Here is a 16,955-nt window from a genome sequence, read left to right on the forward strand (position 1 = left end):
CCGCCGTCGTACTCAGCCCCCGGGGGAGTGCCCGACGGGCGCGAGTTCTCCTCCGGCGACGGCCGCCAGCCGGGCCACCCGGTCGGCGGCCAGCGCGGCTTCCCGCGCGTCGAGGCCGGTGAACGCCAGGCGCACCGATCCCTCCGCCGCGTCGAAGGCGGAACCCGGTCCCACCTTCAGTCCCTGTTCGGCGAACCGGGCCGTCACGCATTCCTCGGAGGCACCCCGCCAGTGCAGCACCAGTGACATGCCTCCGCCCGTGAACCGCCATCCGAGCAGCTCACCGAGACGGCCGGTGAAGGCCCGCCGGGCCTCCAGCGTGGGTTCCACACACCCCTGGCGCAGCGCGGCGAGCGTGCGCCCGTCCAGGAAGCCGGCCCAGGTCCGCTGCCAGACGGTGGCGGGCCCGCCCGCGCGCAGGGGCGTCGGCAGCTCCTCGCCCTCCGGCATGACGGCCCAGCCGATGCGGCTGCCGCCACCGCACAGCTTGGCCAGCGATGTGACCGACCAGCAGCCGGCAGGCGGGTTCTCGGGAGGGGCGAACCATCGATAGACCTGGTTGACCACCACCTGGTGGCCTTCACCGGCCAACGCCGCCAGGGCCGCCCGCTCGGCGTCGTTCAGCGACCGCCCGTCCGGATTGCGCTGCGGGCTGGTCACCCACACCGTGACCGGTTCGGCGTGGCCGCGTGCCGCGCCGGGCAGCTCCTCCCAGAACACGGGACGTACCGCACAGGCTCCGGACAGGACCGTCTCGATGTCGGCGAAGCCGGGCCGCTCCACCAGCGTGGTGCGGGTACGCCCCGACCACGCACCGGCGAACTGGCGTACCCCGCCGGTGATCACCGTGCGCTCCGCCGGGGCGGCGAACAGCTCCTCCAGCGCCGCCCGCAGGGCCGGATCGCCCTGGGGCGGCGGCGTGTCCCAGCACCCCGGCCGGTTCAGCGAACGGTCGTGGGCCTCGGCGAACCGGCGGACCAGGCCCTGCGGCCACGGGCGGGGCGGACCGGAGAGATCCAGCATCATGCGGAGGGCGCCGCGACCCGGCGGGCCCCGGAGATGAGCTGCTCGGGCAGCTCGTAGCCGACCGTCGCCAGGAAGGTCTCGTCCTCGATCCGGACGTACTGCCCCGACGGGACGTCGATCCGCTGAATGCCGGGGTCGATCCTCAGCGCCTTGGGACGCGCGGGCGCTGCCGCGGCTGTGCCGGGCCGGCCGGCGAGGAGGCCCTCGGCGATGTCCACGGGCACCAGACGGACACAGGTCCACGGGTTCAGGGCGAACGGAGCGGCGTCTTCCGGGCCCTGCCACGGCACCGCACCGAGCGCGAGCCGGTCCCGGTAGTAACCGTAGGCGTCGACGGCCTCCCGTACCGCGGAGACGAACCCGCCCCGCCGCCACCCCGTCCCGAAGGCGTGCACCGTGGTTCCCCGGCAGCGCCGGGTCCAGTCCGGCTCCCGCGGATCGGGCACCGGCTCCAGGGTCCGCACGGCGGGCATGCGGCACAGCCGCTCCTCCTGCGCCGCGGTCAGGGCCGTACCCGCCCGGAGCTGGTCCACGATGAAGCCGAAGAACCCTTCCAGACCGGCCCGGCGCAGCCGCGCGGCGAAGCGCGGGACGTCGAACTCCGCAAGGGTCAGCGCCATGAGGAGGTCGTTGGTGTCCTTGGCCGTCACGAAGTAGTCGCCGGCCGCGTTGTTCACCACACAGGCGAGGTTCTCCTCCGGGGCCAGCACCCGCAGCCCCGGATCCCCGGCGGGCAGGTGCGCGGTCAGGCCCAGCCGGCTGCTGTGCCGGACCGAGTAGTCGCCGAAGTGGATGTCCACGTTCAGCAGGTCGTCCGCGCCCTCCGGGACCACCAGCGGGAACTGGCCGTAGACGAGTTCCTCACTGGGGTCGTACTTGATCCAGGGGAGCTCCGCCTTCAGGTACTGGTAGCCGAACTCCCGGCGCAGCGCACGGACCAGCACACTCGCCTCGGCCCGGGTCCGGACGAACACGTCCAGGTCGCTGAAGTCCCGGACACCCGGGTCGGAGTAGGTCACGCGGGCGCCCAGGCCCTTGATCGCGAAGAACTGGAGTCCCGCGTCACGGGCGATCCGGTCGAGCATGCCCAGATTGGCATCCAGCACCTTGTGCATGTGCCGGATGCTCTCGGCCTTCGGCCGCATCACCTCCATGCACTGCCGCACACCCGGCTGGTCCTCGTACGGCGCCAGCCTGGACATCACGAGCGTGCGCATGCGCAGCGTCTCCAGGAAGCGGCCCGCCGCCTGGGCTCCCAACGACGCGATGGCGGCCAGCGACCGCTCCATGGTGTACAGCGGTTGCAGGCTGGACAGGCTGCGCAAGGCCGCCAGATCGTCCAGGATGGATGACTCAAAGCCCATGATGGTGTGTCCTCGTCGTCTTCTCGTGCCGGGGCGTTCCGTGTGCGGCCAGCGACTGGTTGAGGTAAGCGGCCACTCCGGTGACTTCCTCGCCCAGCCAGGCGGGCGGCGCGTACCGCCGCGCGTGTTCGGCGGTGGGGAACTCGACCTCGGCGGTGCACAGGCCGCTGAGCGCACCGCCGTACACGTCGACGACGACCGTGTGCGGCCCGTCCGGGATCCGGTAGCGGTCCTTGGTGAGCCGCGCCGCCTCGGTCGCGGGCCACAGCGCGTCGAACTCCTCGGCGCTGATCTCCCGCTCCACCTCCACCCGTGTGAGGCCGAGTCCGTGTTTGACCGTCAGGGTGTGCCGGCCGGAGGCCCGTCGCACCCGTACCTCGGTGCCGTCCTCGGTGATGGCGGCGTACCCCTGCTGGACGCGTTGCGCGGTCGCGCTCGCGGGCGGCACGAAGCCGTGAACGAGGAACTTCCGCTCAATCTCGTAGATCATCGTCGCTCCTTGTGCCGGCGCCGGCCCCGGCCAGCAGCCGGGGCAGCTCCCGCATGTCGTCGAACACCACGGCGCCCGCCTGCCGCAGGCGCTCCGGTGGCGTCAGCCCGCCGCCGTATCCGAAGCAGCGCATTCCGGCGGCACGGGCCGCCTGCACCCCGAAACCGCTGTCCTCCACCACGGCGCAGGCTTCGGGCGCCACTCCCACCCGCGCCGCCGCGTGCAGGAACAGGTCCGGCGCAGGCTTGCCCCGGGACACGTCGCCGGCGCTGAAGACACGGCCCGCGAAGCGCTCGTACAGACCCACGTGGCGCAGCGAGTGGCGCAGTTTGGCGTGGGTGCCGCTGGATGCCACACAGATGGGCAGCCGAAGCCGGTCGAGGGCCTCGACCACTCCGTCCACCGGGCGCAGTCCGGTCTCGAAGGCGTCCCTCAACCGGCGGTGGAACTCCTCGTCCCACGCGGTCGCGGTGGCCTCCCCGAGCCGGTCGGCGATGATGGTCCTGATCGACGCCGCCGACTTCCCCATGAAGAGGTCCACGACCTCCGACGGACCGAGGGGCCAGCCGAACTCGGCGCCGAGCCGGGTGTGGATCCGGACCGCGATGCGCTCACTGTCGACCAGCACCCCGTCGCAGTCGAAGATGACCAGTTCGACGGGGACGGGCACCGGGTGGTGTCGTTCCTTGTCCATGGTCAGCGGATGACGCCCTGACGCACGAGCAGGTCGCGGATGCCGGTGACCTTCTCCGCGCCGAGCCGGCGCCGGGCGATCTCCGCCTCGTCCTCGACCTGGTGTCCGTACTGCCACCAGGCGTCGCCCGTCTCGTTGTTCATCACCACGAATCGGTCCTTGGCCGCCGGACCGCGGACGATCAGCGACGTGGTGTCCGGCACCGCGGCGACCGAGTGCACCAGGGTGTGACGGATCACGTAGCCGGTGCCGGGCGTCTCGTCCCGCACCAGACAGGGCCGGCCGATCTTGGTGTGGGTGGTCAGGTCCTCGTAGTCCCCGTAGAGATAGTGGCGGTAGCTGCCTGCCAGCACCCGGTTGCCGAAGGTCCAGCGGTGGTTGTGCGGGCGGTCGAACTCCCGCTGCCGGAAGACGTGGAGCCGCACCCGTACGCCGCTCGCCGCGTCGTTGACCAGGACCACCCGGTCCAGTTCCTGCAGCCGCTCGCTCTGCACCAGCAGCTCGGGCGTCGCCAGCACCTGGTCGAAGGCGGCGCTGAGCCACTCGGACGTGGCCAGCTCGTCCAGCAGTCCCGAGAGCTGGTCGTGCAGGACCGCGAGATCCTCCCAGTCGAGTTTGGCCAGCCGGGCCGGATCAATCAGTTCGTTGCCTGCGGTCATGCGATCTCCTCCACTCTCTCCGCGGCCGTCGCGCGGGGGTCGCCTTGTTCGTGCACGCGGTGCGTCCGCCGTTGCAGTTCGATCCAGTCCCGCGCCTTCTGCTGGATCTTGGGGAGCATCTCGGGGGCCTCCAGCATCCGGGGCAGCAGCTCGCGCTCCGTGGTGATGGCCCGGAGCATCAGATTCACCGTGATGCCGTGCCCCGGCCGCTTGATCACCTCGATGGCCTCACCGGGTGACACGGCCCCCTCGGTGAGGACCCGTAGGTAGGCACCCGGAGCGCCGTGTGCGATGAACCGTTTCACCAGGTCGGGGACGTCCCAGAAGCCGGCGAAGACCCGGCAGGGCTTGCGCGGGCGGATCACCTCGAACACGGCTTCCCCGATCCGCCACTGTTCGCCGATCTCGGCGCCGGTGATGTCGATGCCGACGGTGGAGAAGTTCTCGCCGAAGTTTCCGGGGCCGACGGTCCGGCCCAGCTCCTTCTCCCAGAAGACCGCGTCCTCGCGCGCGAACGCGTACACCGCCTTGTCGACACCGCCGTGGGCCTTCGTGTTGACGATCAGATCCCCGTCCAGGCCCGTCGCCCGAGCCCACACGGGACCCGGCACCGGCCGCTTGTCGATGCCGCTGCGCCCGTTGGAGGTCCAGGGTCCGGTGCGCTCCACGCCGAGGTTGACGGTGAGCAGCCGGGCCTGGCCCGTCATCGGGGTCCGCCCCACTCGGCCGTCACGTTCGGCACACTCGGGCTGAGCCCGGGGACGTTCATGACCTTCAGCAGGTGTGTGATCACCGTCAACAGGTCCCAGCGGTGGGGGTCTTCGTACGACACACCCTGCGTGACGGTCATCACATCGGTCACGGTGATGTCCTCGCCGGCTGCCCGGCGCGCCGCGAGCCGGCCCGGGGCTCCGGGCGCCCCCGCCAGCCGTTTCCAGCTCAGCCCGTAGTCGAAGTCGTGCGCCGGATGCCTGCGTTCCAGAGCGTCGAACAGGGCCAGGACCTCGGGAAGGGCGTCGTGGTCGCCGAGGATCCGCTCGCGCATGAGGTCCCGCCGTGCGTCGTCGCACAGGACCGCGATCTCCCGGAACACGTCGATCGGCTCGTCCGAGCAGTGCATGAAGTTGAACAGGCCGTTGACCACGCCCAGTTGATGCCGCAGGTGCTGGGGCAGGCGCTCGCCCGGGTCGGCCGGTCCCTTCAGGGAGTTGAGCCGGATGGCGGCGGGCATGCGTCCCGGCTGCCACTCGGTGTCCTTCAGGACCAGGCACACGGTGTCGGTGGTGGGAAGGATCAGGTCCATCGCCTCGACCCGTTCCGGTGTCGCGAGGTTGAAGTGATGGCGCCACACTTCCCGGATGGTCAGCCGGTCGTGGCGGAAGGCCACCACGTCGACGGGCCGAAAGCCCGCGCCGGCGAGCGCCCGGACCGCGGGGCGCAGGCGCCGGCCCGCGGTGGCCTCGGCCTTGAGCATGCACAGAGTGATGCCCAGCATCCGTGGAAGATCCCCGCCGAAGGTCCAGCACGCCTCGCGGAAGTACTGTTCCACGGCGTACATCCGGGCCTTCTCGGACGACCAGGTGACCTGTTCCAGAATGTCCTGGCCGACCTCGCTCAGGGGCTCCTGGTCCGGCAACACGTCGGACAGCACGTACTCCACTCCCTTTCTCTTCAGGACCTCGAAGCGCCCGCCGGCACACCACGGACACCCGCCGGGTCACCGAACGCCGCGAGGAGGAACGCCACCTCGGCCTGGCGGTGATATCCGTTGGGCTCGGCGTGCCCGGCGTACGGCCACACACGGATCTGCTTCGGCCCCGCGTAGTGCTGATAGGCCGCCGCCACGGAGGCGGGCGAGCAGACCTGATCCCGCAGCGCGAGCGAGAACAGTGCCGGGCATGCGGCGCGAGAGGCCATCGCGACCCCGTCGAAGTGGGCCAGCGTCGTGAGCGCCCGATCGGTGTGGTGCGGATGGAACTGGCAGAACCGCAACAGCTCGCGATAGGGCTGCCGGTCGGGAAACCTTGTGTGGTCGGCCACGTCGCACAGGAAGGGGGACTCCACGAGAGCCGCCGCCACCCTGCCGTGCAGCGCGGCTGCCGCGAGGGCCAGCAGACCACCCTGGCTGCACCCCGACACGGCGACGCGCTCCGGATCCACCGCCTCGTGCGCGAGGGCCGTCTCCACCGCCCGTACGGCGTCGACGTAGGCGTCCCGGTAGTAGTACGCGTCCGGATCGAGCAGGCCGCGGGTGATGAATCCGGGTACCTGCGGCGGCCGGACACCCACCGGGTCGGGGGTGTTTCCGGGCCGGAGGTTCGCCCCGCCCTGTCCGCGCGTGTCGACCACCAGGGTCGCCATGCCGACGGCGGGCCACAGCAACCAGTCCAGCGCCGCGCCACGTCCTTCGCCGTAGCCCAGGAACTGGACCACGCACGGCACACGGGTCCGCGTGCCCGGGGCGGGCCCGGCGGGCCGGGGCACGATCAGCCAGGCCGCGATGCGATGGCCGTGCGCGCCCGCGAAGGACACATCGTGGACCGTGGCGGCCGCGAGGGGGCCGGGTGTCTCGGCGAAGACGGGATCCAGAGGGTGCGCCTCCGACGCCAGGGTCCGGCGCCAGAAGGCATCGAATCCGGCCGGCGTCCGGTGCGCGGCCCGCCTCGTGGCCAGTTCCTCCGGCAGCTCGTTCATGCGCCGACCGCCGCGGTGTCCTGCCAGGCGGAGAGCAGCACGTTGGCGAAGATGCGGCCGATGCCGGGCTCGTTGAAGCGCAGGGTGTGCGTCAGCACGCTGAGCAGGTCCCAGTGGTGTGCGGGACCGGCCGAACCGTCCCTGACCGCCCGGGCCACGGCCCGCACGGGGATCTCCTGTCCTGCGGCACGGGCCCGTGCCAGGTCACCGACGTGCCCAGGGGCCTGGGCGAGCCGCCGCCAGCTGTTCTCCAGGTCCAGATCGTGCTCGGCGACCTGCGCCTCCAGGTCGTCGAACGCGTCCGCGGCCTCGGGGAGGGCGTCGTACCCGTCCAGGACCCGGGCGCGCAGCAGCTCGCGGCGCTGCCCGTCGCACACGATGGCGATCTCCCGCATCACGTCGATGGGCTCGTCCGAGGTGTGGGTGAAGTTGAACAGGCCGTTGACGGCGCCGAGTCGGCTCCGCAGGTGTTCCGGCCTGCGCTGGGCGGGGTCGGAGGGCCCCTTCAGAGCGGTGAGCCGGACGGCGGCCGGCACCCGGCCCGGGGCCCACCGCTCGTCCTTCAGGACCAGGAGCACGGAGTCCGCCGAGCCCAGGACCAGATCCATCGCGTCGATGCGCTCGCCGCTGGCGAAGTTCAGCTGGAAGCGCCAGGTCTCCCGGACGGTGAGCCGGTTGTGCCGGAAGCGGACCACGTCGACCGGTCTGAAGCCGTTGTCCCGCAGCGCTTCGAGCGCCCGGCGGTAGCGGCGGCCCGCCGCGGCCTCGGGCTTGAGCACGCACAGCGTGATGCCCAGCACCGCGTCCAGGTCGTTCCCGAAGAGCCGGCTGCTCTCGCGGAAGTAGTTGTCCACGCCGTACAGCCGCGCCTTCGTGGCCGAGCGGGTGACCGCCGCGATCAGTGCCGGGGGGATGTCGTGGAACGCGTCGGTCGCGTGCGCCGTGCCGAGGCTGGTCTGCGTGTTCACCGCGGTGCGGTCCTTCCGGTTCGGTCAGGTGCTTACAGTGCGAGCCCGGCGGTCAGCCCGGCGGCGTGAAAGGCTTCGCGGGTCGCCGGTTCGTCCAGGGCGCCGACCTCCGCGAAGTAGCGGATGGTGGTCCGGCTCGCCTCGGCGACGGACGCGCGCACGCTGTCGCCCGGATACGACTCGGCGAGCACCGTCTCCGCCTCGGTGCCGGTGAGCCCGGCCGTCAGCAGCGAGTCGCGGATCGCCCCGTAGTCCGGTTCGAGGAACGTGACGACCAGCTCCGGCAGCCACGGGCCGAGCCGGCTTCGCTGACGGGGACTCAGCGAGTGCCAGAAGTACTTGAGGACGCTGCGGAAGTAGGCGTGGTGCTTGCCCTCGTCCTCCGAGTGGTCGCGGACCATCTCGCGCACGGCTTCGGGCAGTCTGCGGTCCTGCGGGAGGTCGGCGAGGATGGCCGAGATCAGCGTCTCGCTGACGATGCAGAAGGCCAGTGACTGGACCCCGCGCAGCTCCGCCTCCATCGCCTCCCGGATGACATCGAGCCGCCGCACGAAGGAGGGCTCGGTCAGGTGGAGGGGGACCGCGGTCTCGGCGGCCACCTGGGCCATCAGGTCGTAGGAGAACTGGGCGTGCCACGCCTCGTCGGTGGTGATCTTGAAAGCGTCCTCGCGCATGGCGGCGGTCAGCCGCAGGTCGTCCTGGCCACGGCTGAGGCTCAGCGTGACGGGCAGCACGGCGACGGACTCCAGCTCTGTTGTGAAATGCAAGTACTGGTAGAGCCGCTGCACGAGCAGGTGCCGCACCAGCCCCGGCTCGCCCGCCCGCACGATCGGATGCGACACCACAGGCACGAGTTCAGGCGGGAAATACACCTGCTCATCCGGCACCCGACCGAGTACGCGGCGCGGTTTGACTCGTACGCTCGCTCGCCGGTCCCAGTTTGCAAATTTGCTTCTGTAGTCGTCGACGACTGCAGACTCCGGACCTGCAAATAGTGACCGTTTTGCAGACATGGCCAATGACACTAGGTCAAGCTCCGCGCGCAAGTAAAGGGAATTCCGGTGACCTGCTAATAACCCAGGAACCGGTATCCCCGATTCCGGGACTGCTCTCGATGAGTTTTTAGTCAAGGAGGTGGCGATTTTGGGAGGCCTGTGGCCAATCGGACATAAGGGCGTTGGTCGCGAATTTACCTCCCGGCAGGGTGTTGACTCCCCGCTTCGTGATCGAATAGAAAGGTAACGAAGCGAGTTCGGATATACCTCCGGACTTGCCAGGCACGGGGGTTAGGCCACCGCTGGTTCGCTCGTTCTCTGGGCGTTGCGGGTTGTGCTGATCGGTGTTGTTCGGACAAGGGTGAACTCCGCCCCTGACCCGGCTCGTTGACGGGCCGGCGACACACCTGTGTGGATGAGCCCCCTCCGATTGAAATGGGGAGGTGAAGAGCCATGAAGAAGTACATCAAGCCGTCCGCCAAGAAGGTGGGCACGGGCACCATCCTGTCGAACGCCGTCTGATCTCGGATGACGCTTTGACAGTTGTGCGTCACGCCCGGAAACGGGCGTGACGCATCGCCGCGTGGTGGCTGGTTTGACGTGGCGGAAATTCGTGCCTTCGGTATTGCATGGGAGCGAGGTAAAAGGAGTGTGCGGCATTGCTGGCATAGCAAGGATTGATGGGAACGATCTGTCCCAGGAGGCCGACAGTCTCCTCGCGGCATTCGCGCACACACTCGCTCACCGAGGCCCCGACGACCGCCGCATCCTCCGCGAGGGGCCGGTGGGGATGGCGTTCAACCGACTCTCCCTGGTCGACCCCGATAATGGCGCCCAGCCCCTGGTCAGCGCAGATGGAAAAGTCGTCCTCATCGCCAATGGTGAGGTGTACAACCATCGCGAACTCGCCGCCGGTCTGCCGGGTGTCCGGCTGAGCACCGGTTCCGACTGCGAGGTCCTTCTCTACCTGTACCAGCGCGACGGTCTGCGCTTCCTGGACCAGGTGAACGGCATGTTCGCCTTCGTCCTGTGGGACAAGGAACGCCAGGTGCTGCTGCTGGGGCGCGACCGCTTCGGCATCAAGCCCCTGTACTTCCACCGCAACCGTGCGCGCGTCGTCTTCGCCTCGGAGATCAAGGCCCTCTTCTCGGACGCCGCCACCCCGCGACGCCTGGACTGGAACCGTGCGCTCGGCGAGTACGACATGAACGCGACGCCCGTGTTCGCGCACGGCCGCGTCACCACCTGGTTCGAGGACATCGAACTCGTCCCGCCCGGCGTGATCGTCGAGCTGAGCCTCAAGGACGGCACCTCCGCGGAGCACCGCTACTGGCAGCTGCCCCAGCCCGACGCGACGTCGGACCTGTCGGACGACGAGTACGCCACCGTCTTCCGGGACCTGCTCGCGGCCTCCGTCGCCGACTGCGCCACCGCCGACACCGATCTCGGCCTCTTCCTCAGCGGCGGCATCGACTCCGCCGCGGTGGCGGCGCTCGCCCCCGGCAGCACACTGCAGACCTTCACCGCCCTGACACCGGGCACCGTCCTCAACGGTGACGCACGCGGCGGCCACCGCACCGCCGAACTGCTGGGCCTGCCCAACCACCAGGTGCTCATCGGATCCGACCGGCTTCCCGGACCGCAGGAATGGCGCGATCTGGTGTGGCTGGCCGAGACCCCCCTGGTCGGGCCGGAGATCTTCTACAAGTCCGAGCTGCACCGGTTCGCCCGCCGGCACTTCCCGGACATCAAGGGCATGCTGCTCGGTGCCGCCGCGGACGAGATCAACGGCGGGTACACCCCGCAGTTCGCCGGCGAGGGCGGCGACTGGGACGACTTCGAGTCCAACCTCCGCGATCTCTACCGACGGCAGGCCCTGGAGCGCAACCCGAAGCTCGGACACTGGTGGGAGCACAACGGCGTTCCGCTCCTCAACGACGCGGCCATCGACCCCTCGACGCCCTACGCGGACGACCCCTACACCGGCTACTTCACCTGGCAGTACCGCACGCTGGAGCAGTACAACGTCTGGCACGAGGACCGGACCGCCGCGGGCGTCGGGACCGAGGCCCGCGTCCCCTTCCTCGACCACCGCCTGGTCGAGCTCGTGGCCCGGATCCCCGCGCGGCGCAGGGCCGCGCTGGTGTGGGACAAGCGGATCCTCCGCGAAGCGATGAAGGGCGTCCTGCCCGAAGAGGTGCGCACCCGGCCCAAGGGCTACTTCTTCTACGGCGAGGGCGCCCGCCACACCAACCGGTTCTTCACCCGTCTCCTCGCGCAGAACGGCGCCGAGTTGCTGGAGCAGGCCCTCTCCACCGAGAACGCCCGCCGTCACCTGGACGCCGACGGCATGCGCACGGCTCTCGGCGAGCTCTCCCGCAGCCCCAACACCAACAACGTGGAGCTGTTGCTCAGGCTCGTCAACCTCGGCCTGCTCGACGTCATGACCGCACAGCTGCCGGCGCCGCCCGTCGAGGCCGCCCCCCGTCCGCAGCCCGTGGAACTCAGGGTGACCGACTGGGATCAGGAGGCGCGGGACATCGTCGCGCAGGTGGTCACGGAGCCGGAGATCCCCCGGCAGACCGTCTACGCGCTCGCCGACAACGCTCTCCTGGTCACCGCGCCCACCCTGCCGGACACCTGGTTCGTCGTGGTCGACGGCGGCTTCGAGTACGAGATCTCCGCCACGGACGACGCCGCATGGCTCGCCCTTCTCCGGACTCTCGACGGCACCCTCACGCTGGCCGAGGCCCTGACGAAGACGGGCGTCGAGTTCACCGACGTGGCCGAGCTGTTCCACGAGGCCCTGGCCGTCGGTCTCGTCACGGCGCGGTCCGACGACGGGGAACCGGCGAAGCGATGAGCACCGCGCCCGCGACATCCCCCGCCGCCGACGGCACCGGTCCGCTCGCGCACGCCTTCGACCGCGCGGCCTGGCCGCCGCGTCCCGTCCGCCTGCTGTCGGCAGCCGTCATGGTCGCCTTCGCCGTTGCCCTGTGGCACCTCGGCGGCACCTGGCGGGCGGGTGCCGGGCTGGTCCTGGCGGACGCGCTGGCGGGGCTGTTGCCCTGGCGCATGCCGCGCACCCTGCGCAAAGGGGCCGCGTACTGGGGTGAGAACGCCATCGCCCTGGGCGTGCCGATCGCCTTCGTCGCCGTCGCCGCGGGCACCGGCGCTCCCTGGCTCACCCAGGGGACGGCCTGGTGGTGGTACGGCGTGGCACTCGCCCTGGCCGTGGTGCTGCTGCTCGCCGGCGGAATGAACTTCCGCCTGCTCTTCTCGGGGGATCTCGCCTTTCTGCTGGGGCCCAGCACTCCGCTGCAGGCCAGAACGCGGGCTCTCACGGGGACGCTGACCCCGTTCGGCGAGGAGGCGCTGTACCGGTCGCTGGCCGTCACCGCGTCCGGCCCCTTCGGCGTCCTTGCCTCGGTGCTGGGCGCCGCGGCCTTCATCGCCCGTCACCACGTCGGCGACAGCAAGTGGCGCACGGCCCCGCGGGTCCTGGCGACGGAGCTGCTGGCGGCCCTGTCCCTGCTGGCGCTGGTGGCGTTGTCGGGGTCGGTCTATCCGGCGCTCGTGGCCCACCTGATCAACAACGCGCCGTCCGTACTGCTCGAACTCCAGCGCTCACAGAAAGACAGCCATGACTGAGACATCGTCATCCCAACTGGCCGAGTTGCGCGGCCAAGGGCTGCTCCCGGCGGAGCCTCTCTGTATCTTCCAGGCCGGCTCCATCGTGCGGGGCTGGGGGAATCCGACCAGCGACGTGGATCTGTTCGTCATCACCGACGGAGCATGGAGCGCATCGGTCGACACCGCCCCGATCCCGCTGGGTGCCGGCTTCTTCCAGGCGGTGGAGGCGTACCTGGACGGGACCCGCTGCGACATCCGGCTGCTGACCGATGATCAGATCGATGCCGTGCTGGCCAAGGTGTCCCACGAGGCGTTCGAAAGCGCCGTGGGGGAGGGCGTCCAGCTCGACCGCCAGGAAACGGTGCTCCTGGAATGGCTCCGGCACGGCGTGGCCGTGGAGAACGCGGAGTGGCTGAAGCGGCGCGCGGACCAGCTCACCTCCTCGGCCTTCGGCGCCGTACTGGTGCAGCGTGGCCTCAATTACGCCGACTCCCGCGTCGAGGACGCCGTCGGGCAGATGTCGGTCGGCGACCTGGAAAGCGCGGTGCTGTCGGCGCACGGGGCGCTCGGCTATGCCGTCGACGCGCTGCTCGCTTCCTACGGCGAATACGGCCAGAACCCGAAATGGCGGGCCAGGCGATTCCGCGCCGTGACGCAGTCCGTGCTCTCCTTCGACGCGTACTGGGCGCTGGAAACCATGCAGACCTTCGACCCCGCTGATCCGGCCGCCTGGGTCGACGAGGTCCTTCCCGTGTGCCGCAAGATCTCCATGGAGGTGGTCCTCTGATGACGGACAACCCGGAACTCTCCGGCGACCAGGTCCCCTCGTGCCGCCCCGACGTCCGGGTGCGCAACGTACGGGGAACGTTCCTGGTGGCCGTGGCCAACAACGCGTTCGAGCTGTCCGAGAGCGCGGGCTTCATCTGGAAGCACATCGACGGGCGCCGATCGATAGCCGATATCGCCCGACTGCTGGCCGGCGAATACGGCATCGACGAAGAGGCGGCACTTCTCGACACCAAGGAGATGTTCGAGTTTCTCGCGGCCAACGGTTCGGTCCGGTTCTGATGCCATCGGCCGGCCGCCACAGCAGCCGCGGCATTTGTTTGATTGGAGCACGATGAAAACTTCCGTACTCACCGCACATGAATGGCTGACGCCACGTGGGACCGAATCCTCCTCCGTGATCTGGAACGAGGGACGGCTCACGGTCGCCGAGCCGGCCGCGGCCGACGTCGCGGGTTCCGACGGCTACTTCGTGCCGAGCCTGCCGGTCGAGGTCCACTGCCACGGCCTGGGCGACGTCGACTTCTCCGACTTCAGCCGGATGGACCTGAAGCAGCTCAACGAGGCCGCCCGGGGCGAAGGGATCGTCTGCATCCCCACGCTCTACCTCCGGCAGGAGCGGCTCGACGACTTCGTCGTGTTCATGCGCGAGTTCTCGCAGATGCGCGACGACGGCACGCTTCCGTACGTGGGAGCCATGGCCCTCGAGGGGCCGCTGGTCGCCAGCTTCGGGGGCACCCCGGCCAGCTCCGTGTGGGCGCCGTCGCGCGAGGAGTGGGCCAAGCTGGCCTCCTGCGGTCCGCTCGGCCTCGTCTATCTGATGCTCTCGCCCGACGCCCTGACCCCGGGATCGTACGTCGCACCTTCGCTGCCGGCCGGCTACCCGGACCTGGAGTGGATCGTCACCACCCTGGTCGAGGCCGGAGTGCGTCCGGCGCTGGGCCACTTCACCCGCGAGGACCCCCAACTGGGCGCCGACTGCGTGGAGACGGCGATCGGCGCGGCGGAGGCCGCCGACTTCCCCGGCGACGGGGTCCGCGTGATCACGGACCACCTGTTCAACGAGATGCCGCTGCTGATCAAGCACGCCTTCCGCACCTCCCGGGCCAAGGCCGAACGCGACCGCGTCATCGCCTCGTACGACCTTCCGTCGTGGAACCTCGCCGACCTGCACGAGCAGATCGGTCCGGTCCCCGCGACGATCATCCGGGCCGCACACGCCGGCCGGATCACCGCCTGCCTCAACTTCGACGGCGAGCACGTGGACTTCGCCATCGCACGACGAGCCGTCGAGCTGGCCGGGCCCTCGAACATGATGCTCATGACCGACCGCAGCGACACCGCGAACCTCGGCGGCCAGCACCTGCACCGCGAGGCGGAGAACTCGCTGTGGTACCAGCACGAGGGTGTCGTGGCCGCCGGTACGCAGCCCATCGACAAGCAGATCGCCAACGTCCGGAGCCTCGGTGTGCCGGAGTCCGACATCTGGCACCTGGTCTCCTTCACGGCCCACCGCACCTTCTTCCCCGAGGCGGACCTGCTCAGCAAGGCCCCGGAGCGCGGCTGCTTCGTGCTGGGGGACGGCAAGCGGATCGCCGTGGGCTGAACCACCGTCCAGAAGGGACAGGCCGGTTGCGATGCTCGAACCCGATCCTGACTGCGTCGTGTGTGTCTGCCACTGCGTGTCCGAGGCCGAGATCGTCTCCGTCATCCGTGACGGGGCACGCTCGGCCTCGGACATCGGCGAGCGCTGCCTGGCGGGCACGGGGTGCGGCCATTGCGTGGAAGACCTCCACGAACTCATCGACGACTTTCAGCCCGCACAGGGACACTAGATGGTGACGACCCCGACGGTTCTCTCCGACTTCATGATCAAGCTGCCGCCCACGGCCCATGTGCGGGTGGCCGAGTTCACCCACGGCAGCCCGGATCTCGACGCGGCCCGGCTCACCGCGACACCGACGCACTACGAACACGTCACCGGCCACCGCCCGACCATCACCCTGCACCACGCGGAGCTGGGTGCGACGCCCTTCGGGGACGAGGCCCTGAACGGCATCTGGTGCGCCCGGCCGCCGGTGTTCACCTCCCCCGAGGACGCGCTCGGTGCGCTCCGCGTCTTCCACCGGTCGCTGATGGGGCACGGCCTGCTGTGCCTGGACGCGGGCCATCCCGACTGGCAGGGCATCGGAACCGCCGACGACGTCCTCACCGCCCTCGGCGAGACGGGGTTCTCCTTCGTGCGCGTCCGCGACGAGCAGGGGCACCGCCGCGTGCTGGCCGTGAAAAAGCTGCGCTGCTGTGAAAGCGGCCGCCCGTTCCACGATCGACGAACAGTTCTCCGGGAGTTCCGATGACCAGCTCGCAGCCGTCCTCCGGCCGGGACGGTTCTGCCTTCTGGCGCCTGTGGACCGCGCACGGTGTCAGCGCCTTCGGCACGGCCGTCACCACGGTCGCGATGCCCCTGGTGGCTGTGCTCGAACTGAAGGCCAGTACGTTCGAGACGAGTCTGGTCAGTGCCGCGTCCATGTGTGCGTGGCTGCTGTTCGGTCTGCCGGCCGGAGTGCTCGTGCATCGCTTGCCCCTGCGTCCGGTGCTGGTCGCCGCCGACCTGATCAGAGCCCTGACGCTGCTCTCCGTCCCGGTGGCGGTGTTCATGGACGTCCTGTCGCTCGGACAACTGGTCGTCTCGGCCTTCGTGCTCAGCGTGGCGAGCGTGATCTTCGACGTCGGCTACTCGACGTACCTGCCGGCGGTGGTCAGCAAGGACCGGCTGACAGCCGGCAACAGTCTCCTCCAGGGCAGCGAATCCGTGTCCCAGGTGGCGGGCCCGGGGCTGGGCGGCAGCCTGGTGCAGGCGTTCGGCGCCGCGTACAGCCTGATCGCCGACGTCGCGAGCTACGTCGTCTCGGCGATCCTCCTGCTGACCGTGCCGGCTCCGCGCACGGAACGGAGCGAGAAGGCGAAGAGCGGTGCGTTCGCCGAGATGCGGGAGGGGATCGATTTCGTCCGCCGTCATCCGGTGATCCGTCCCTTCGTGCTGGTGGGCACCGGATTCAACTTCGCCACCGCGGCCTTCGAAGCGATCACCGCGGTCTTCCTGATCCGCACGGTGCACGCCGACTCGCTGGCCGTGGGCCTCCTGGTCGCCTGCTTGGGCCTGGGCGGCGTCATCGGCGCGGCCGTCACCACGCCCCTGGTCAACCGGCTGGGCACCACCCGGGCCGCGCTCGCCCCCCTGCTCCTCAGCCCGGTCAGCGCCCTGTTGATGCCTCTGGCCACGTCCGGTGCCGGCGCCTTCTTCTTCGGTCTCGGCAGCCTGGGCTGGGGTGCCTGTACGGTCACCTTCGCCATCGTCGGGCGCACCTACCGCCAGACCGCCGTCGCTCCGGAGCTGCTGCCCCGGGTCATGGCGACGGTCCGCTTCGTCTCCTGGGGTGTCTTCCCCATCGGTGCGCTGCTGGCGGGCGTTCTCGGCCAGGCCGTGGGCAACAGGGCCGCCCTGCTGGTCTTCTCCCTGTGCACGCTGCTGATACCGGTTCCGGTGCTGCTTTCCCCGATCCGCAGGACCCGCGACCTCCTCGACGCGGACACGGACACGGACACGGACACGGGCACGGGCACGGACACGGTGCGAGCCTGAGCC

At 70.0% G+C, this 16,955-nt stretch carries 18 protein-coding genes; 8 read left to right on the forward strand and 10 right to left on the reverse strand.

From position 1 onward, the window contains the following. Positions 1-12: 12 nt before the first annotated feature. The 10 genes from AVL59_RS07795 to AVL59_RS07840 are packed head-to-tail and all read right to left on the reverse strand — an operon-like array spanning position 13 to position 8,908. Positions 13-1,026, reverse strand: coding sequence for an aminotransferase class I/II-fold pyridoxal phosphate-dependent enzyme (locus AVL59_RS07795; RefSeq protein WP_067300776.1), 1,014 nt, complete (start codon positions 1,024-1,026; stop codon positions 13-15). Beyond that, positions 1,023-2,390 (reverse strand): nucleotidyltransferase family protein, encoded by a 1,368-nt coding sequence (locus tag AVL59_RS07800; RefSeq protein ID WP_067300779.1) that lies wholly within the window; start codon positions 2,388-2,390, stop codon positions 1,023-1,025. Before AVL59_RS07800 ends, AVL59_RS07795 begins: the two co-directional genes overlap by 4 nt. After that, positions 2,380-2,880 carry a CYTH domain-containing protein gene (locus tag AVL59_RS07805; protein ID WP_067300782.1) on the reverse strand — a complete coding sequence of 167 codons (501 nt, stop codon included), beginning with the start codon at positions 2,878-2,880 and terminating at the stop codon, positions 2,380-2,382. The genes AVL59_RS07800 and AVL59_RS07805 overlap by 11 nt, the downstream gene beginning before the upstream one ends. After that, on the reverse strand, positions 2,864-3,574 hold the full coding sequence (locus tag AVL59_RS07810; protein ID WP_067300785.1) for an HAD family hydrolase: 711 nt from the start codon (positions 3,572-3,574) through the stop codon (positions 2,864-2,866). The genes AVL59_RS07805 and AVL59_RS07810 overlap by 17 nt, the downstream gene beginning before the upstream one ends. 2 nt (positions 3,575-3,576) lie before the next feature. Further along, positions 3,577-4,233, reverse strand: coding sequence for a hypothetical protein (locus tag AVL59_RS07815; protein WP_067300788.1), 657 nt, complete (start codon positions 4,231-4,233; stop codon positions 3,577-3,579). Further along, positions 4,230-4,940, reverse strand: a complete 711-nt coding sequence (locus AVL59_RS07820; protein ID WP_079147368.1) for an MOSC domain-containing protein — start codon at positions 4,938-4,940, stop codon at positions 4,230-4,232. Before AVL59_RS07820 ends, AVL59_RS07815 begins: the two co-directional genes overlap by 4 nt. After that, complete coding sequence (locus AVL59_RS07825; protein WP_159399875.1) at positions 4,937-5,884, reverse strand: nucleoside-diphosphate kinase; 948 nt, start codon at positions 5,882-5,884, stop codon at positions 4,937-4,939. The genes AVL59_RS07820 and AVL59_RS07825 overlap by 4 nt, the downstream gene beginning before the upstream one ends. Before the next feature lie 20 nt (positions 5,885-5,904). Further along, a complete protein-coding gene (locus AVL59_RS07830) occupies positions 5,905-6,927 on the reverse strand; it encodes an acetylxylan esterase (protein ID WP_067300794.1) in 1,023 nt (340 codons plus the stop codon). Beyond that, positions 6,924-7,895, reverse strand: coding sequence for a nucleoside-diphosphate kinase (locus AVL59_RS07835; RefSeq protein WP_067300797.1), 972 nt, complete (start codon positions 7,893-7,895; stop codon positions 6,924-6,926). The genes AVL59_RS07830 and AVL59_RS07835 overlap by 4 nt, the downstream gene beginning before the upstream one ends. 32 nt (positions 7,896-7,927) lie before the next feature. Then, complete coding sequence (locus AVL59_RS07840; RefSeq protein ID WP_079146566.1) at positions 7,928-8,908, reverse strand: diiron oxygenase; 981 nt, start codon at positions 8,906-8,908, stop codon at positions 7,928-7,930. Between the two features lie 631 nt (positions 8,909-9,539). Between AVL59_RS07840 and asnB the strand changes: the two genes are divergently transcribed. The 8 genes from asnB (at position 9,540) to AVL59_RS07880 (ending at position 16,952) form a co-directional block, all read left to right on the forward strand. Continuing rightward, entirely contained in the window at positions 9,540-11,753 is a 2,214-nt protein-coding gene (gene asnB, locus AVL59_RS07845) for an asparagine synthase (glutamine-hydrolyzing) (RefSeq protein WP_159399877.1), read from the forward strand. After that, complete coding sequence (locus tag AVL59_RS07850) at positions 11,750-12,541, forward strand: CPBP family glutamic-type intramembrane protease (protein WP_079146568.1); 792 nt, start codon at positions 11,750-11,752, stop codon at positions 12,539-12,541. The genes asnB and AVL59_RS07850 overlap by 4 nt, the downstream gene beginning before the upstream one ends. Next, the gene (locus tag AVL59_RS07855; RefSeq protein ID WP_159399878.1) at positions 12,534-13,310 is read left to right on the forward strand and encodes a hypothetical protein; all 777 of its coding nucleotides are present in this window, start codon (positions 12,534-12,536) and stop codon (positions 13,308-13,310) included. The genes AVL59_RS07850 and AVL59_RS07855 overlap by 8 nt, the downstream gene beginning before the upstream one ends. Next, the gene (locus AVL59_RS07860; protein ID WP_067300809.1) at positions 13,310-13,591 is read left to right on the forward strand and encodes a PqqD family protein; all 282 of its coding nucleotides are present in this window, start codon (positions 13,310-13,312) and stop codon (positions 13,589-13,591) included. The genes AVL59_RS07855 and AVL59_RS07860 overlap by 1 nt, the downstream gene beginning before the upstream one ends. Before the next feature lie 115 nt (positions 13,592-13,706). Beyond that, complete coding sequence (locus AVL59_RS07865; protein WP_237281455.1) at positions 13,707-14,915, forward strand: hypothetical protein; 1,209 nt, start codon at positions 13,707-13,709, stop codon at positions 14,913-14,915. Positions 14,916-14,946: 31 nt separating this feature from the next. Beyond that, positions 14,947-15,144: a (2Fe-2S)-binding protein gene (locus AVL59_RS07870; RefSeq protein WP_067300814.1), complete on the forward strand. Its 198-nt coding sequence runs from the start codon at positions 14,947-14,949 to the stop codon at positions 15,142-15,144. Beyond that, complete coding sequence (locus tag AVL59_RS07875; RefSeq protein ID WP_067300817.1) at positions 15,145-15,666, forward strand: hypothetical protein; 522 nt, start codon at positions 15,145-15,147, stop codon at positions 15,664-15,666. Then, positions 15,663-16,952 (forward strand): MFS transporter, encoded by a 1,290-nt coding sequence (locus AVL59_RS07880; RefSeq protein ID WP_067300819.1) that lies wholly within the window; start codon positions 15,663-15,665, stop codon positions 16,950-16,952. The genes AVL59_RS07875 and AVL59_RS07880 overlap by 4 nt, the downstream gene beginning before the upstream one ends. Positions 16,953-16,955: the final 3 nt, after the last annotated feature.

Origin of the sequence: Streptomyces griseochromogenes, assembly GCF_001542625.1 — a bacterium.
GTDB classification, from domain to species: domain Bacteria; phylum Actinomycetota; class Actinomycetes; order Streptomycetales; family Streptomycetaceae; genus Streptomyces; species Streptomyces griseochromogenes.

Bases quoted from the DNA above. Each gene is read 5' to 3' on its own strand.
- AVL59_RS07795 (WP_067300776.1), bottom strand. From the start codon at position 1,026: ATGATGCTGGATCTCTCCGGTCCGCCCCGCCCGTGGCCGCAGGGCCTG.
- AVL59_RS07800 (WP_067300779.1), bottom strand. From the start codon at position 2,390: ATGGGCTTTGAGTCATCCATCCTGGACGATCTGGCGGCCTTGCGCAGC.
- AVL59_RS07805 (WP_067300782.1), bottom strand. From the start codon at position 2,880: ATGATCTACGAGATTGAGCGGAAGTTCCTCGTTCACGGCTTCGTGCCG.
- AVL59_RS07810 (WP_067300785.1), bottom strand. From the start codon at position 3,574: ATGGACAAGGAACGACACCACCCGGTGCCCGTCCCCGTCGAACTGGTC.
- AVL59_RS07815 (WP_067300788.1), bottom strand. From the start codon at position 4,233: ATGACCGCAGGCAACGAACTGATTGATCCGGCCCGGCTGGCCAAACTC.
- AVL59_RS07820 (WP_079147368.1), bottom strand. From the start codon at position 4,940: ATGACGGGCCAGGCCCGGCTGCTCACCGTCAACCTCGGCGTGGAGCGC.
- AVL59_RS07830 (WP_067300794.1), bottom strand. From the start codon at position 6,927: ATGAACGAGCTGCCGGAGGAACTGGCCACGAGGCGGGCCGCGCACCGG.
- AVL59_RS07840 (WP_079146566.1), bottom strand. From the start codon at position 8,908: ATGTCTGCAAAACGGTCACTATTTGCAGGTCCGGAGTCTGCAGTCGTC.
- AVL59_RS07850 (WP_079146568.1), top strand. From the start codon at position 11,750: ATGAGCACCGCGCCCGCGACATCCCCCGCCGCCGACGGCACCGGTCCG.
- AVL59_RS07855 (WP_159399878.1), top strand. From the start codon at position 12,534: ATGACTGAGACATCGTCATCCCAACTGGCCGAGTTGCGCGGCCAAGGG.
- AVL59_RS07860 (WP_067300809.1), top strand. From the start codon at position 13,310: ATGACGGACAACCCGGAACTCTCCGGCGACCAGGTCCCCTCGTGCCGC.
- AVL59_RS07870 (WP_067300814.1), top strand. From the start codon at position 14,947: ATGCTCGAACCCGATCCTGACTGCGTCGTGTGTGTCTGCCACTGCGTG.
- AVL59_RS07875 (WP_067300817.1), top strand. From the start codon at position 15,145: ATGGTGACGACCCCGACGGTTCTCTCCGACTTCATGATCAAGCTGCCG.
- AVL59_RS07880 (WP_067300819.1), top strand. From the start codon at position 15,663: ATGACCAGCTCGCAGCCGTCCTCCGGCCGGGACGGTTCTGCCTTCTGG.